A 16,103-nucleotide genomic window follows, 5' to 3' on the forward strand; every position below is an offset into this window, starting at 1 on the left:
GCACACCCGTGTCGAGGGTTGTAAGTCCGATCACCATCGAAATACCCAGTGCCACAACGGCGCTGGGACGACTCAGAAAAGATGCCGAAAACCGGCATAAATTTCCGAGTTCTGGGTACTCACGGTCGTCGAACCGCACCGGAACTCCTGCGCTCACACAGACGTGGCGCGGTTATACCAAGAAGAAGGAAGCAGGTCATGCAACTTCTCGACACCACTCCTGTTCTCGACAAAACCTACGACGACTCGGTGTTCACCACCCACGAGTCCGAGGTTCGCAGCTACTGCCGCAACTGGCCGGCGGTCTTCACCACCGCCAAGGGGTCCTACATCACCGACCAGGACGGTCGGAAGTACCTGGACTTCTTCGCCGGGGCCGGTTCGCTGAACTACGGCCACAACAACGACGAGCTCAAGAAAGCTCTGATCGACTACATCGCGTCGGATGGCATCACTCACGGCCTCGACATGGCCACCGTCGCCAAGGGCAACTTCATCGAGAAGTTCAACCAGCACATTCTCGAGCCCCGCGGACTCGACTACAAGATCCAGTTCCCCGGGCCGACGGGCACCAACGCCGTCGAGTCTGCACTCAAGCTGGCCCGCAAGGTGACCGGTCGAGAGTCGATCATCAGCTTCACCAACGCGTTCCACGGTATGACGCTGGGTTCGCTGTCGGTGACCGGTAACTCGATGAAGCGCGCCGGCGCCGGTATCCCCCTGGTCCATGCGACCCCGATGCCGTTCGACAACTACTTCGGCGGCGTCATGGAGGACTTCGCCTGGTTCGAGCGCGTCCTGGACGACTCGGGCAGTGGCCTGAACCGTCCCGCCGCGGTGATCGTCGAGACCGTGCAGGGCGAGGGCGGCGTCAACGTCGCACGCGCCGAGTGGCTGCGCGCGCTGGCCGACCTGTGCAAGCGCCGCGACATCCTGCTCATCGTCGACGACGTCCAGATGGGTTGCGGCCGCACCGGCGAGTTCTTCTCCTTCGAGGAAGCCGGCATCAAGCCCGACATCGTCACGCTGTCGAAGTCGATCAGCGGCTACGGCCTGCCGTTCGCGCTGACCCTGTTCAAGCCAGAACTCGACGTCTGGACCCCCGGCGAGCACAACGGAACCTTCCGCGGTAACAACCCCGCGTTCGTCACCGCCGCCAAGGCCATTGAGCTCTACTGGTCCGACGACACCCTGAGCCGCGACATCCACGCGAAGGGCGAGCGCATCCACGAGGTCTTCTCCGACCTCTGCAACCGCTACGAAGGCATCTCGACCCGCGGTCGCGGAATGGTTCGCGGCCTGGTGTTCGACGACCACACAGCAGCCGGCAAGGTCTGCGCGCAGGCCTTCAGTGCCGGGCTGCTGGCCGAGACGTCGGGTCCGTCCGACGAGGTCGTCAAGCTGCTCCCGCCGCTGACCATCTCGCGCGAGGACCTCGACCGCGGCCTGTCCATCCTTTCCGACGCAGTCAAGGAGGTGATCGGATGATCGTCCGAACCACCGAAGAGATCACCGGTACCGAGCGCGACGTGGCCGACGGCCACTGGCGTTCCAAGCGAATCGTCCTGGGCGGCGACGGTGTGGGGTTCTCGTTCCACGAGACCACCATCGAAGCCGGCAGTGTGAACGAGTTCCACTACGCCAATCACATCGAGGCCGTCTGGCTCGTGGAAGGCACCGGAACCCTGCTCAACCGGGAGACCGGTGAGACCCATCCACTGGCCCCCGGCACGATGTACCTGCTGAACGGCCACGAGCGCCACACGGTCACCGCCGACACCCAGATGCGCATGCTGTGCGTGTTCAATCCCCCGGTGGTCGGCACCGAGGTCCACGACGAGAACGGCGTGTACCCCCTGGTCGCCGTCCCGCAGCCGACCGGTAAGCATGCCGAGGACGCTGTCGAGGAGACCGCCTTCTCCTGACCCCTCGACCGGCGTAGAAGTCATCGAGTGCGCACCCTGCCTATCCTGGGCAGGGTGCGCACTCGTCTTCAGCTCGGCCAGACCCCGGCCGAACACACGCCCCTCGACGACGATGTCGCCGAGCGCATCGATCTCGCCACGGACATCCTGGCCCGACGCCGGGTCGCGGTCCTGACCGGCGCGGGCATCTCCACCGACTCGGGCATCCCCGACTACCGCAGCCCCGGTTCGCCACCGCGGACGCCGATGACCCTGGAGATGTTCCTGTCCTCCCCCGAGTTCCGCCGGCACTACTGGGCGCGCAATCACCTCGGCTGGCGTCACATGGACGCCGCGCTCCCCAACCCCGCGCATCTCGCGCTGACCGACCTGCAGGGCCAGGGTCGGGTGTCCACGGTGATCACCCAGAACGTCGACATGCTGCACACCAAGGCCGGGACACGGGGCGTGCTGGAGCTGCACGGGTGTTACGGCCGTGTCCGCTGCCTGAGGTGTGACTGGCGAATCTCCCGGCACCGTCTTGCGCAACTGCTCGAGGAGATCAACGCAGGCTTCGCCGAACGTGTCGCAGGGCGTGGGGCCATCGAGGTGGCACCCGACGCCGACGCGACACTCACCGACACCTCGGACTTCCGGATGATCGACTGCCCACACTGCGGCGGGATCCTCAAGCCCGACATCGTCTACTTCGGCGAGACTGTTCCGAAACCTCTTGTCGAGCAATCATTCTCGGCGGTCGACGAGGCGGATGCCCTACTCGTGATCGGATCGTCGCTGACGGTGATGTCCGGCCTGCGGTTCGCACGGCGAGCACACCGCGCCGGGAAGCCCCTGATCATCGTCAACCGCGGCCACACCCGCGCCGACGAGTTGGCGTCACTCAAGATCGACCATCGGGCCGGGGTGGTGCTACCGGCACTCGCCGCCGGTTAGATCGGCGGCAGGCGACGTTCAGCGCGAGACGACGACCAGGTCGTCGGCGTGCACGACGGGCCGCTGCAGTTCGGCCGGCAGGTCCTCGGTGTGGCGGCCGATCATCGAGGTGACGTCGTCGAAGTCATAGGAGGCGACCCCGCGCGCCCTCACGACGCCCCGCTGGTCCACCAGCTCGACGACGTCGCCGTCGAAGAACCGGCCCTCGACGCCGACCACGCCGGCAGCGAGAAGCGAACGGCGCCTGCGGGATACGGCCGCGACAGCGCCGTCGTCGAGGACGATCCTGCCCCGCGCGTCGGCGGCGTGACGAACCCAGAATCGGCGTGCCGACAACCGCTCCTCGCGGGCGGCGAACACCGTGCCCACCGAGGCGTCGGCCAGCGCCTGCGCCGCCGACGACGCGGCAGCGAGCAGAACCGGGACACCGGCGTCCGCGGACAGACGCGCTGCGGCGAGCTTCGACGCCATCCCGCCGGTGCCGAGCGCTCCCCCGGACCCGGCGATGACGCCGTCGAGGTCCTCGGGGCCGTTCACCTCGGGGATCAGACGGGCGCGCCGACCGTCCACGCCGACCTTGCGCGGGTCGCCGTCGTACAGGCCGTCGACGTCGGAGAGGAGCACCAGGGCGTCGGCCCCGCTGAGGTGGGCGACGAGCGCGGCGAGCCGGTCGTTGTCGCCGAACCGGATCTCGTTGGTCGCGACCGTGTCGTTCTCGTTGACCACGGCAACCGCACCGAGCGACCGCAGACGGTCAAGTGTGCGTTGGGCATTGGCGTGATGCGAGCGGTTCGAGATGTCGTCGGCGGTCAGGAGGACCTGTCCGACGGTGCGACCGTAGCGGGCGAATGATGTCCCCCAGGCGTGCGCCAGGGCGAGCTGTCCGACGCTGGCCGCGGCCTGTTTGGTGGCAAGATCCGTCGGACGCTTCTTGAGACCGAGCGGGGCGATACCCGCGCCGATCGCACCCGACGACACGACGATGACGTCGGAACCGGCGCGCATCCGCGCCTCGAGCGCGTCCGCCAGGGCGTCGAGCCGATCCCGGTCCAGTCCCTCGGCCAGGTCGGTCAGCGCCGACGAGCCGATCTTCACCACGATGCTGCGCGCGTGCGCGATCTGTTCCCGTACGCCACGCACCTCGATGCCGGCCTCCGCGGTCACGACTGGCCCTGCTCTCCGTCCTCGACGGGCAGTCCGCGCCGCAACCGGCGGGCCTGCTTGCGTTCGTGGGCACCCACGCGGTCGTTGCGGTCGAGTCGGATGTCGGTGCCGCGTCCGGTGACCGGGACCTCGTCGCCCATCGGCGTGCTCGGTTCCCAGTCGAAGGTGACCGCACCGATGGTGACCGGGGCGCCGGGCTCGGCACCCATCTTCACGAGTTCGTCCTCGACGCCGAGGCGGTTGAGGCGGTCGGCCAGGTAGCCGACGGCCTCGTCGTTGTCGAACTGCGTCTGGGCGATCCAGCGCTCCGGCCGCGTGCCGTAGACGATGAACCCGCCCTCGATGTCGGGATCGCGGACGATGGAGAAACCGGTGTCGTCGACGGCCTTCGGGCGGATGATCGCCCGGCGAGGTGTCTTCTCCGGCTGCGCCTCCCGGTACTCGCGGACCATCTTCGCCAGTGCGAAGGTCAGTTCGCGCAGACCCTCGTGGGCCACCGCCGAGATCCGGAACACCGGCCAACCGCGTTCGGCCAGTTCGGGTTCCACGAGATCGGCGAGTTCGGCGGCGTCGGGGACGTCCACCTTGTTGAGGATCACCACACGCGGCCGCTCGGCCAGGTCGCCGAGACCGTGGTCGGCGTCGAGTGCCGGCTTGTACGCGGCGAGTTCGGCTTCGAGGGCGTCGATGTCGGACACCGGATCGCGACCCGGCTCGAGGGTCGCGCAGTCGACGACGTGCGCGAGGACGGCACACCGCTCGAGGTGGCGCAGGAACTCCAGTCCGAGACCACGACCGGTCGAGGCACCCGGGATCAGGCCCGGCACGTCGGCGATGGTGAACACGTCACCGGCGGTCTGGACCACACCGAGGTTCGGTACGAGAGTGGTGAACGGGTAGTCGGCGATCTTCGGCTTGGCCGCCGACAGCACCGACACCAGCGACGACTTGCCCGCCGACGGGAAGCCGACGAGGCCGACGTCGGCCACCGACTTCAGCTCGAGGACGAGCGAACGCTGCTGCCCCTCCTCACCCAGCAGGGCGAAACCGGGAGCCTTCCGGGCCTTCGACGCGAGCGAGGCGTTGCCGAGACCGCCCCGGCCACCCTGGGCGGCCTCGAAGGTCGTACCGGTGCCGACGAGGTCGGCGAGGATCGTGCCGTTCTCGTCGAGGACGACCGTGCCGTCGGGCACCTTCAGGACGAGATCCTCGCCCATGGCACCGTCGCGGTTGTCGCCGGCGCCGGGCTTGCCGTTGCTCGCCTTGGCATGCGGACGGAAGTGGAAGTCGAGCAGAGTGTGCACCTGCGGGTCGACGACGAGTCGCACCGACCCGCCGTTACCGCCGTTGCCGCCGTCCGGGCCGCCGAGAGGTTTGAACTTCTCCCGGTGAACCGAGGCGCAGCCATGGCCACCGTTGCCCGCAGCGACGTGAATGGTCACGCGGTCGACGAACCGTGACATCGAATCCTTCTTCCGTCAAAAAAGAACAGGGCGGGCCGGGTACGTGATGACCCTGCCCGCCCTGCGAAAAGGCTTGTCGTGCCGGAGTACTCGGGTCAGACCTGAGCGGTTTCCGGGACGATGTTGACCGTCTTGCGGCCACGCTTGCTGCCGAACTCCACCGCGCCCGCGGCGAGCGCGAACAGGGTGTCGTCGCCACCGCGACCGACGTTCACGCCGGGGTGGAACTTGGTGCCGCGCTGACGAACGAGGATCTCTCCTGCGCTCACCTGCTGGCCACCGAAGCGCTTCACGCCGAGTCGCTGGGCATTGGAATCGCGACCGTTGCGGGAGCTGGATGCGCCCTTCTTATGTGCCATGTGTCAGTCCTCCTGAGGTCTTCGCGAAGCTTGTCGAACTACTTGATGCCGGTGACCTTCAGGACCGTCAGCTTCTGACGGTGACCCTGGCGCTTGTGGTAGCCGGTCTTGTTCTTGAACTTGTGAATGCGGATCTTGGGGCCCTTGACGTGCTCCACGACCTCGCCGGTGACCGAGATCTTGGCCAGCTTGTCGGCGTCGGTGGTCAGGGTCGAGCCGTCGACGACCAACGCGACCGGCAGGCTCACCGTGGAGCCGACCTTCTCGTCGATCTTCTCGACCTTGACAGTGTCGCCCTCAGCGACCTTGTACTGCTTGCCGCCGGTCTTGACGATCGCGTACGTTGCCATCGAAGTTCTTCCTCTTAATCGTCTGGTCGGGCCCTTCGTCAGCGCCGAGGCGCATTCGAAGGCGTTCGTGTAGTGCGTGCCGGTGCGGGCCGCAATCCACCCAGTCAGTTGACCGGGAGTGGCTGCGATTCACACCAGAGGGCCTGCCACGGGATTTGTGCCGGTTCCGGTGCACGTGGCACACAGAACAGCGCAGACCCTCCGCGGGAGGCGACTTTCCAAGGTTACGGGAACGGCGGTGGCCGGGTCAAACTCGCCCCGCCGTCCCCTGCCTCGGACCTCAGCTGTCGGCCGGCGGCGGTCCGGCGGGCCTGCCTGCCGTCCGCTTCCGTGGGCGCCGCCGCACCGCGACCACCGACTCCCCGGTGGAGACGGGACCGAAGGTGGTCTTCGGCGGCTCCGGAGCCGCGTCCACGGCCGTCATCACCACGTTCTCCGGCGCGGTCGTGGTCTGCGCCGGACGCCGGACCACCCGTCGGCGACGCTTCGCCGCGGGCGCCTGGCCGTCGGTCGACGGGGTCGGCTCCTCGGCCTTCGCGGGCACTTCGGCCTTGGCTGGTTCCTTGGCCTTTTCGGGTTCCGGGGAGGTCGGCTCTTCCGTCTTCGCGGGCTCCGGGTCCCGCGTCTCCGCCTTCTCCGGTGCCACCTTCTCCGGCTCTGTCGTCACCGGGGTCTCGGCGGCAGTAGCGACGGTCTGCTCGACCTCGACGTGCTCACCCCCGCGGTGCTCCCCCTCGGGATGCTCACCGTCGTGGTGATGTGCGGCCATCGCCCGGAACAGCGGGTGCTCGGCGGCGGGCTTGTGCGGCGGTGTCGCCGGCGGAGCGGTCTTGGGTGCCGCAGCCTCGGCGGGGGCCTCCGACTTCTTCTTGCCGCGGCGCGAACGCTTGGAACCCGCGCCGTCCGACTTCGCCGAATCGTCGCCACCGCGCACCTCGACCGGGTTGGCGTGCACGATCAGGCCGCGCCCGCCGCACGTGGTACAGGGGGTCGAGAACGCTTCGAGCAGACCGGTTCCCAGACGCTTACGGGTCATCTGGACCAGGCCGAGCGAGGTCACCTCCGACACCTGGTGACGGGTGCGGTCCCGAGCCAGCGCCTCGGTGAGGCGACGCAGCACCAGGTCACGGTTCGACTCGAGGACCATGTCGATGAAGTCGACGATGATCATGCCGCCGATGTCGCGCAGACGCATCTGCCGCACGATCTCCTCGGCCGCCTCGAGGTTGTTCCGGGTGACCGTCTCCTCGAGGTTTCCGCCCGAACCGGTGAACTTGCCGGTGTTGACGTCGACGACCGTCATCGCCTCGGTGTGCTCGATGATCAGCGTGCCGCCCGAGGGCAACCAGACCTTTCGGTCGAGCGCCTTCGCAAGCTGCTCGTCGATGCGGTGGACCACGAACGAGTCCGGGGCATCCGCGTGCGGCTTGCTGAACTTCTCCACCCGCTCCATGAGATCGGGGGCGACCGAGCTCACGTAACCCTCCACGAGGTTCCATGCCTTGTCGCCCTCGACGACGAGCTTCTTGAAGTCCTCGTTGAACAGGTCGCGGACCACGCGGACCAGCAGGTCGGGCTCCTCGTAGAGCGCCGTCGGCGCGCCGGAACCGGACTTCTTGGCGCTCTCGACCGACTCCTCGATCGACTTCCACTTCGCCTCGAGGCGGGTGATGTCGGCACCGAGCTCCTCGGCACTCACGCCCTCGGATGCGGTGCGGATGATCACGCCGGCGTCCTCGGGGACCAGCTTCGACAGAATCTGCTTGAGACGCTTGCGTTCGACGTCGGGCAGCTTGCGGCTGATGCCGGTCGACGACCCGCCGGGCACGTAGACGAGGTACCGGCCGGCCAGCGAGATCTGCGTGGTCAGGCGGGCACCCTTGTGTCCCACCGGATCCTTGCTGACCTGGACGAGCACATGGTCGCCGGGCTTGAGCGCCTGCTCGATCTTGCGGGAACCCCCGTCGAGTCCGGCGGCGTCCCAGTTGACCTCGCCGGCGTACAGCACACCGTTGCGCCCGCGACCGATGTCGACGAAGGCCGCCTCCATGCCGGGCAGCACGTTCTGCACGCGACCGAGGTAGATGTTGCCGACCATCGACGACGACGTCGCCGTGGTGACGAAGTGTTCGACGAGGACACCGTCCTCGAGCACCGCGACCTGGGTGTAGTCCTCCACCGCGGCATGGTCGTGGCCATCGGCGTCGGTGATGCTGGTGTTGGCGCTGCGCTCGCGCACCACCATCACCCGGTCCACCGCCTCACGACGGGCCAGGAACTCCGACTCGGTCAGGATCGGCGGACGCCGGCGACCGGCGTCGCGGCCGTCACGACGGCGCTGGCGCTTGGCCTCGAGGCGCGTCGAACCGGAGATGCCCTGCACCTCGTCGCGCGCCCGCTTGCTGCGAGGTTCACGCTCGTGGACGACGGTGTTCGGCGGATCGTCCGGCGAACCCTCGTCGGAGTCTCCCCCGCCCTTACGGCGCCGGCGCCGGCGCCGGCGGCGGGTCGAGGACGCCTCAGCGGAATCGTCACCGGAGTCGTCGTCGTTGTCGTCCGAGTCGTCGTCACCGGAATCGCCGTCCTTCGACGAATCGTCGGCAGCGGAGTCCTTGCCAGCGGCCTCCTCCGAGGTGTCCGACCCCGACCGGCGGCGGCGCCGGCGGCGAGACGTCGGCTCGTCCGACTTCGACTCCTCCGACTTGGATTCGTCGGACTTCGAGTCGTCTGAGCCGGAGTCGTCTGAGCCGGAGCCGTCCGACTCGGATTCCTCAGGGGTCTCGTCCGTCGTCGCCTCGCCGGCGGACTCGGTCGAGGAGCCGACGTCGGAGGCCTTGTACTCGGGCTTGTCGTCGTTCTCGTCGGAATCGTCGTCAGCGCCATCGCCCGACTCGCCGTCACCGCCCTGGTCTCCGCGACCGCGGCCACGACCACGACGACCACGACGCCGACGACGGCTACGACCCGAACCCGAGTCGTCGTTGTCGGAGTTGTCCGCGTTGTCGGTGGTGTCCGCGGTCTCGTCGGAGTCATCCGAGTCCGTGGTGTCCGTCTCGGGCGCCTTCGTCTCGACAGCCTTTGAGTCGGGAGCCTGTGATTCGGGAGCCGTCGCTTCGGGCGCCTTCGTCTCGGCAGCCTTGGCTTCCTGAGTCATCGCGCCGGAGTCGGCGGTCGAGTCATCGGCCTTCGCCGGCTTGTCGGCCTGCTTGGCCGGGCGTGCGGTCTTCGGCTTCTCGGCCGGGGCCTGCGGCTGCAGGAACAACGGCTGGGTGCCGTAGGACGTGTCGGACTCGGCGGCGGGTGCCGCAACCGGCTCGTCGTACCGCGTCGACGCTGCCGAGAACAGGCTCGGCGGCTCGTCGGCCTTCGGTGCCTCCGCCTCCGCGGCGGGGGGCTCCTCGGCGGCGGGTTGCTCGACAGCCGGTTCTCCGGCGGTCGGATCAGTAGTGGCGACCTCGGTGGCGGCCGCCTCGGGGGTGGCCTCCTCTGGGGCAGCCGGGGTCACGCCCGGCTCGTCGGCCTCGACGTTCGCCCGCACCCGTTCGGCCACGGCCTGCGCCAACTCACGGTCGACGCTCGATTGGGGGCTACGCGTCTGCACCCCGAGAGTGGCCAGGTGCGCGAGCACCTGCCGACTCGTCAGGCCCAGGAAGCGGGCCAATGCGTGCACACGAAGTTTGCTGGGGAATTCTTCCACCGGTTCTGGCGCTGCGTTCGCGTCAGCCGGTGACCCGTTGTCGGTCACTCAGTCTCCTCGAACCCCCGGGCGCGTCGGGCTGACGCGGCCACGCGAGGGTCTGCTCTGTGTCCCGGTCCACGTATGGCCGGTGTTGTGTGGTCTGCGCGTCATCACGCTGAGCCGTGTCGGTTCAGCAGAGAACGCTCTTGCTGTGTCGATGACCGCATCCCGGGCGCCTTCCACGACACCGGGCACAGGGCGAAGCCTGAGTGTTCGGCTGCTGGCAGCAGTACGAACCTCGGCGGGGTCAGCTGTGGTTGTGGGCGTCGCGGTGCGAGGTTGTCGCACCGCGACGCGCCGAACCAAGGCGCGTCATCCGGCCATCGTCGACAAAGTGTGTCGGCGATAACCCTGCAAGTATCCCACACGGGGGTCGGATGACCGCAAAGTATGCGCGTTTGACACGCGCATCGGACCGAGTCGGAGCGAGGTGACCCCGGTCAGCCTGCGAGTTCGGGGAACCAGATACTGATCTCACGCTCGGCCGATTCCGGCGAGTCCGAGCCGTGGACCAGGTTGTACTGCGTGTTCAGGGCAAAATCGCCGCGGATGGTGCCGGGCACCGCCTTCTCCACGGGATCGGTGCCGCCGGCGATCTGACGGAAGGCCGCGATGGCACGCGGACCCTCCAGGACGGCGGCGACCAGCGGGCCGGAGGTGATGAACTCCAGCAGCGAGCCGAAGAAGGGCTTGTCCGCGTGCTCGGCGTAATGGGCGCGGGCCACCTCGTCGCCTGCGGTCTTGAGTTCGAGAGCGACGAGGGTGAGCCCCTTGCGCTCGACACGGCTGATGATGTCGCCGACGAGCGAGCGTTCGACGCCGTCCGGCTTGATGAGTACGAGAGTGCGTTCAGTCACGACTGACACCTTATCGACCGGCCGGGGGATTTCGACGGTCAGGAGCAGTACTCACCGGCGACCGGGAAGAACCCGTAGTTGAACAGGCTGCCGGAGCGTGCCTGCGGGTCGACGACGATCTGCAGACATCCCCCGGGTGAGGCGAGCGCACCGGCGAGAGCGAGGTCGAACTGTTGCGCCAGAGCGAGATTCGCCGGACGGTACTGGGCGGGCACCGGCATGGTCGCGATGGCCTCGGGTGCCTTCATCCCGGCTGCGCGCGTGGTGATGTCGTGGGTCGCGATGTAGCTGAACTCGCCCTGCGAGACGGGGACCGGCGCTCCTGCCTCGGGCACCGAGAACGCCTCGAGCGCCGGGGGCGTCTGCTCGGGGGCGGGCTCCGCCGAGGCGACGGCGGGAGCGCCCAGAGCGAACGCGGCCGCCCCGAGCAGCGCAGTGCCGGCCATGTGGCCGAGACGGGCGGAGGTGCGGGGGCGATCGATACTGGCGGGGGTCCGGGAAAACAGGAACTGCACGTACGTCCTCACGTTTGGATGTCGCTGCGATTGCGAGTCGCGATGAAAGAAAGCCGGGCGGGAACCAGTCCGCTCCCCCACGGCTTGCGCCATTGTTACAGCAACTCCCGCAGTTCGCTCGGCTTCGCCGATAACGGTCCGGCCACAGGTGTTGCGACCACCGAACCGCCGCCTCCGACAGCGTTGACCACCCAGGTGAGAGGCGTCAGTCGATCGGTTCCTGGCCGGGGAGCATGCCCTGTTCGACGCGCTTCTCCACGTCCCGTTTGATGTAGACGATGTAGAGCCAGACCGACCCGAAGACCACACCGACCGCAGCGATGGACCAGTGGAAGACGCCACCGATGATCACCGCCACCTGTAGGGCGAGGTCGAGCTTGAGTGCATACGGGCGGCCCTGCATCCCGGCGGCCGAGATCATGGCGAGCACGAGCAGGATCAGGTATCCACCGGACACCCAGGTCAGTCCGCCGCCGAGGCGCCAGACGATCGGGAACGCGAGAATGATGACGATGACCTCGAGGATCATCGTCCCCGCCATCACCCCGCGCAGGCCCTTCCACGGGTCGTTGGTGGGTGGGGTGTACCGGGTCATGACGGTTCCTTACCGAACAAGGTGCGCGCGGCGCCGGCGGTGACCACCGAGCCGGTGATCACGACGCCTGCACCTGAGACTCGTTGGCCCTCGGCTTCCTCCGCGAGGGCGATGGCTTCTTCGACAGCGTCGGGCAGGAACGGCTGCACGACGACCCGTTCCTCGCCGAACACCTCGGTCGCGTACTCCGCGAGCGTCTCGGCGTCGAGTGCACGCGGTGAGCCGTTGTTGGTGACGACGACGGCGTCGAGCACCGGCTCGAGCGCCTCGAGCAGTCCCCGCGCGTCCTTGTCGCCGAGCACACCGATGACGCCGACGAGGCGCCGGAAGTCGAACTCCTCGGCGAGCGCCTGGGCCAGTGCGTTCGCGCCGTGCGGATTGTGCGCGGCGTCGGCGAACACCGTCGGCGCGCTGCGGAGCCGTTCGAGCCGGCCGGGATTGCCGACCGTGGCGAAACCGCTCCGGATCGCATCGATGTCGAGCTGACGGTCCGGGCCGGCACCGAAGAAGGCCTCGACCGCGGCGAGCGCCAAGGACGCGTTGGCGGCCTGATGAGCACCGTGCAGCGGCAGGAACACCTCGTCGTAGACGCCGCCGAGCCCCTGGATCGTGAGCATCTGACCGCCGACGGCGGTGGCCGAACCGACGACCGCGAACTCCGACCCCTGACGAGCCACGACAGTCCCCGCTTCGACCGCTGCACGCAGCAGCACGTCCATGACCTCGGGGTTCTGCTCGGCGATGATCGTGACCGGGTCGACGGCGCCGAGGGCGTCGGGCTCACCGGGCTTGATGATCCCGGCCTTCTCCCCCGCGATGGCCGACAGCGTGTCGCCGAGATAGTCGGCGTGGTCCATGGCGATGGGCGTGATGACCGAGACGATGCCGTCGATGACGTTGGTGGCGTCCCAGCGGCCACCCATGCCGGTCTCGACCACGGCCACGTCAACCGGCGCCTCGGCGAAGACCGCGTAGGCCATCGCGGTCAGCACCTCGAACTTGCTCATCCGCGGCCCTCCGGCCGCGGTCGAGCTGTCGTCGACCATCGTGATGTACGGCTCGAGTTCGCGGTAGGTGTCGATGTAGGTCCGCGCACGAATCGGCTTGCCGTCCACCGAGATCCGTTCGGTGACCCGCTGTAGATGAGGGCTCGTGATCCGGCCGGTCCGCCGGTGCAGCGCGGTCATCAGCGCATCGATCATCCGCGTCACCGACGTCTTGCCGTTGGTGCCCGCGACGTGGATCGCCGGGTAGCTGCGCTGCGGCGAACCGAGCAGATCCATCAGCGTGGAGATCCGCGTCAGCGACGGCTCGATCTTGGTCTCGGGCCAGCGGGTGTCGAGTTCGGCCTCGACGTCGGCGAGTTCGGCGAGATCGTCGGCGCTGTCGTGGACGGTCAGCGGCGGACGGTCGTGCTCGGCGTCCGCCGCCCGTTCCTCCGCGTCGAGCAGTTCCGACAGTCCCAACGGGTCCTCGCCGACGACGGCGGGATCCTCTTCGGGGAAGCCGGTCTCGTCGCTCACGCGCCGCCGGCCAGACTCGCCAGCTTCGCGTTCAGGCGCTCGACTTCTTCGGTCGCGATCCGCTGGCGGTCACGGATCTTGGTGACCACATGGTCGGGGGCCTTCGACAGGAACTGCTCGTTGCCGAGCTTGGCCGAGGTTGTCGCCAATTCCTTCTCGGCGACCGCGAGGTCCTTGGTGAGGCGCTTCCGCTCGGCTTCAACGTCCACAGTTCCCGACGTGTCGATCGCGACGGTGACGGTCGCGACGGACAGCCGGACCTCGATGGTCGCGGTCGCCCCGAAGCCGGGTCCGGCGGCATCGAGACGCGCCAGCGACTGCACATACGGCAGCAGCGGCTCGATGCCCGACTCTCCGAGTCCGTCGAACTGTGCGGCCACCCGCTGACTGGGACGCAGTCCCTGGTCGCTACGGAAGCGACGCACCTCGGTGATGAGGCGCTGCAGGTCGGCGACGCGGGCCGCCGAATCGGTCGACCAGTCCTGTCCCGACGGGGTCGGCCACTCGGCGATGACCAGCGACTCGCCCCCGGTGAGCGTCTTCCACAGCACCTCGGTGACGAAGGGCATCACCGGCGACAGCGCGCGCAGCAGCGGCTCGAGGACCGCGCCGAGCACGATGGAGGTTGTCTCCGAACGCTTCTCGTCGTTCTCGGCGAACTGCACCTTGGCCAGCTCGAGGTACCAGTCGCACACCTCGTCCCAGGCGAAGTGGTAGAGCGACTCGCAGGCCTTGGAGAACTCGTAGGACTCGAAGCCGGCGTCGACCTCGGCGAGCACCTCGTCGAGGCGCCGGAGGATCCAGCGGTCGGCGTCGGTCAGTGCCTCCGCGTCGGGCAGCTCGGCGACCTTGGCGCCGTTCATCATCGCGAACTTCGTCGCGTTGTACAGCTTGGTCGCGAAGTTGCGCGACGACTGGGCATGGTCTTCGCCCACCGAGATGTCGGCGCCCGGGTTCGCGCCGCGGGCCAGCGTGAAGCGCAGCGCGTCGGCGCCGAAGCGCTCCACCCAGTCGAGCGGGTCGATGCCGTTGCCCTTCGACTTCGACATCTTGCGGCCGTGCTCGTCACGGACCAGGCCGTGCAGGAACAGATTGTGGAACGGGATCTCGTTGCCCGGGCCCAGGTCCCTGCCGACATAGGTGCCGAACATCATCATCCGCGCCACCCCAGAAGAACAGGATGTCGTAACCGGTGACGAGAACCGAAGTGGGATAGAACTTCTCGAGGTCGTCGGTCTTCTCCGGCCACCCCATGGTGGAGAAGGGCCACAGACCCGAGGAGAACCAGGTGTCGAGGACGTCGGTCTCCTGGACGTACCCCTCCGGCGCCTCCTCGTCGGGTCCGACGCAGACGACCTCGCCGTCCGGGCCGTACCAGATCGGGATGCGGTGACCCCACCACAGCTGACGCGAGATGCACCAGTCGTGCATGTCGTCGACCCAGCCGAACCAGCGCGGCTCCATCGACTTCGGGTGGATCACGGTCGAACCGTCCCGGACGGCGTCGCCGGCGGCCTGGGCCAGCGACGAGACATCGACCCACCACTGCATCGACAGTCGCGGTTCGATCGGCTCACCGGTGCGCTCGGAGTGTCCGACGCTGTGCAGGTACGGGCGCACCTCCTTGACGATGCGACCCTGCTCGGCGAGCGCCTCGCGCACCTTGACCCGCGCCTCGAAACGGTCCATGCCGTCGAATTGCGTTCCGGTGTCGGCGATCCGGGCGGAGGAGTCCATGATCGTCGGCATCGGCAGGTTGTGCCGCTGACCCAGCGCGAAGTCGTTGGGGTCGTGGGCCGGGGTGATCTTGACCGCACCGCTGCCGAATTCGGGGTCGACGTAGTCGTCGGCGACGATCGGGATGTTCCGGTCGAGGAACGGGTGCGGCAGTTCGGTGCCGATCAGGTGCGCGTACCGCTCGTCGTCGGGGTGCACCGCGATCGCCGTGTCGCCGAGCATCGTCTCCAGACGGGTCGTCGCCACCACGATGTGGGGTTCGGAGTCGTCGAGCGAGCCGTAGCGGAAGCTGACGAGCTCGCCCTCGACGTCGGCGTAGCTGACCTCGATGTCGCTGACCGCGGTCTTGAGGACCGGCGACCAGTTGACCAGACGCTCCGCCTGGTAGATCAGCCCGTCGTCGAACATCTTCTTGAAGACGGTGTGAACCGCGCGCGACAGGCCCTCGTCCATCGTGAACCGCTCACGCGACCAGTCGACGCCGTCGCCGAGACGACGCATCTGTTCGCCGATGTTGCCGCCGATCTCGACCTTCTCGGCCCACACGCGCTCGATGAAGGCCTCGCGGCCGAGGTCGTCGCGGGTCTTGCCCTCGGCGGCCAGCTTGCGCTCGACCATCGTCTGCATGGCGATCGCGGCGTGGTCCATGCCGGGCAGCCACAGCACCTCGTAGCCCTGCATCCGGCGACGACGCGACAACGCGTCCATGAGAACGTGCTCGTAGGCGTGACCCATGTGCAGCGACCCGTTGACGTTGGGCGGCGGGATCACGATCGAGAACGGGGGCTTGTCACTCGTCGCGTCGGCGGTGAAGTAGCCGGCATCGACCCAGCCCTGGTAGAGCGTCGCCTCGTGCTGGGCGGGGTCCCAGGATTTCGGCAACTCGTTCTCGGGCAGCGCAGATGTCGGGTCGAGTGATGTCACGGCCGCCATTCTATGGTTC

General features: G+C 68.0%; 12 protein-coding genes and 1 pseudogene. 3 read left to right on the plus strand and 10 right to left on the minus strand.

The window, feature by feature from the left end:
• Window positions 1–198: 198 nt before the first annotated feature.
• The 3 genes from ectB to RVF83_RS20685 are packed head-to-tail and all read left to right on the plus strand — an operon-like array spanning window position 199 to window position 2,858.
• Complete coding sequence (gene ectB, locus RVF83_RS20675; RefSeq protein ID WP_005198951.1) at window positions 199–1,488, plus strand: diaminobutyrate--2-oxoglutarate transaminase; 1,290 nt, start codon at window positions 199–201, stop codon at window positions 1,486–1,488.
• Window positions 1,485–1,925 (plus strand): ectoine synthase, encoded by a 441-nt coding sequence (locus RVF83_RS20680; RefSeq protein WP_005198950.1) that lies wholly within the window; start codon window positions 1,485–1,487, stop codon window positions 1,923–1,925. Before ectB ends, RVF83_RS20680 begins: the two co-directional genes overlap by 4 nt.
• A gap of 54 nt (window positions 1,926–1,979) precedes the next feature.
• Complete coding sequence (locus RVF83_RS20685; protein ID WP_039880567.1) at window positions 1,980–2,858, plus strand: Sir2 family NAD-dependent protein deacetylase; 879 nt, start codon at window positions 1,980–1,982, stop codon at window positions 2,856–2,858.
• Window positions 2,859–2,876: 18 nt separating this feature from the next.
• On the opposite strand, the gene proB is transcribed toward RVF83_RS20685, so the two are convergent.
• The 10 genes and pseudogenes from proB to RVF83_RS20735 all read right to left on the minus strand — a co-directional run bounded on the left by proB (window position 2,877) and on the right by RVF83_RS20735 (window position 16,093).
• Window positions 2,877–4,022, minus strand: coding sequence for a glutamate 5-kinase (gene proB, locus RVF83_RS20690; protein ID WP_005198948.1), 1,146 nt, complete (start codon window positions 4,020–4,022; stop codon window positions 2,877–2,879).
• Entirely contained in the window at window positions 4,019–5,485 is a 1,467-nt protein-coding gene (gene obgE / locus RVF83_RS20695; protein ID WP_005198947.1) for a GTPase ObgE, read from the minus strand. The genes proB and obgE overlap by 4 nt, the downstream gene beginning before the upstream one ends.
• Before the next feature lie 95 nt (window positions 5,486–5,580).
• The gene (rpmA, locus tag RVF83_RS20700; protein WP_005198946.1) at window positions 5,581–5,844 is read right to left on the minus strand and encodes a 50S ribosomal protein L27; all 264 of its coding nucleotides are present in this window, start codon (window positions 5,842–5,844) and stop codon (window positions 5,581–5,583) included.
• A gap of 38 nt (window positions 5,845–5,882) precedes the next feature.
• Complete coding sequence (gene rplU, locus RVF83_RS20705) at window positions 5,883–6,194, minus strand: 50S ribosomal protein L21 (protein WP_005198945.1); 312 nt, start codon at window positions 6,192–6,194, stop codon at window positions 5,883–5,885.
• A 280-nt stretch (window positions 6,195–6,474) separates the two neighbouring features.
• Window positions 6,475–9,939 carry a translation initiation factor IF-2 N-terminal domain-containing protein gene (locus RVF83_RS20710; RefSeq protein WP_005198944.1) on the minus strand — a complete coding sequence of 1,155 codons (3,465 nt, stop codon included), beginning with the start codon at window positions 9,937–9,939 and terminating at the stop codon, window positions 6,475–6,477.
• Between the two features lie 434 nt (window positions 9,940–10,373).
• Window positions 10,374–10,790 carry a nucleoside-diphosphate kinase gene (gene ndk, locus RVF83_RS20715; protein WP_005198943.1) on the minus strand — a complete coding sequence of 139 codons (417 nt, stop codon included), beginning with the start codon at window positions 10,788–10,790 and terminating at the stop codon, window positions 10,374–10,376.
• Between the two features lie 38 nt (window positions 10,791–10,828).
• Window positions 10,829–11,305, minus strand: coding sequence for a hypothetical protein (locus tag RVF83_RS20720; protein ID WP_051989295.1), 477 nt, complete (start codon window positions 11,303–11,305; stop codon window positions 10,829–10,831).
• A 205-nt stretch (window positions 11,306–11,510) separates the two neighbouring features.
• Window positions 11,511–11,900 carry a DUF4233 domain-containing protein gene (locus tag RVF83_RS20725; RefSeq protein WP_005198941.1) on the minus strand — a complete coding sequence of 130 codons (390 nt, stop codon included), beginning with the start codon at window positions 11,898–11,900 and terminating at the stop codon, window positions 11,511–11,513.
• Window positions 11,897–13,423, minus strand: coding sequence for a bifunctional tetrahydrofolate synthase/dihydrofolate synthase (gene folC, locus RVF83_RS20730; RefSeq protein WP_005198940.1), 1,527 nt, complete (start codon window positions 13,421–13,423; stop codon window positions 11,897–11,899). The genes RVF83_RS20725 and folC overlap by 4 nt, the downstream gene beginning before the upstream one ends.
• Window positions 13,420–16,093, minus strand: a pseudogene (locus RVF83_RS20735) (valine--tRNA ligase). The gene folC and the pseudogene RVF83_RS20735 overlap by 4 nt, the downstream one beginning before the upstream one ends.
• Between the last annotated feature and the right edge of the window lie 10 nt (window positions 16,094–16,103).

This window comes from Gordonia rubripertincta (genome assembly GCF_038024875.1).
Classification (GTDB): Bacteria; Actinomycetota; Actinomycetes; order Mycobacteriales; family Mycobacteriaceae; genus Gordonia; species Gordonia rubripertincta.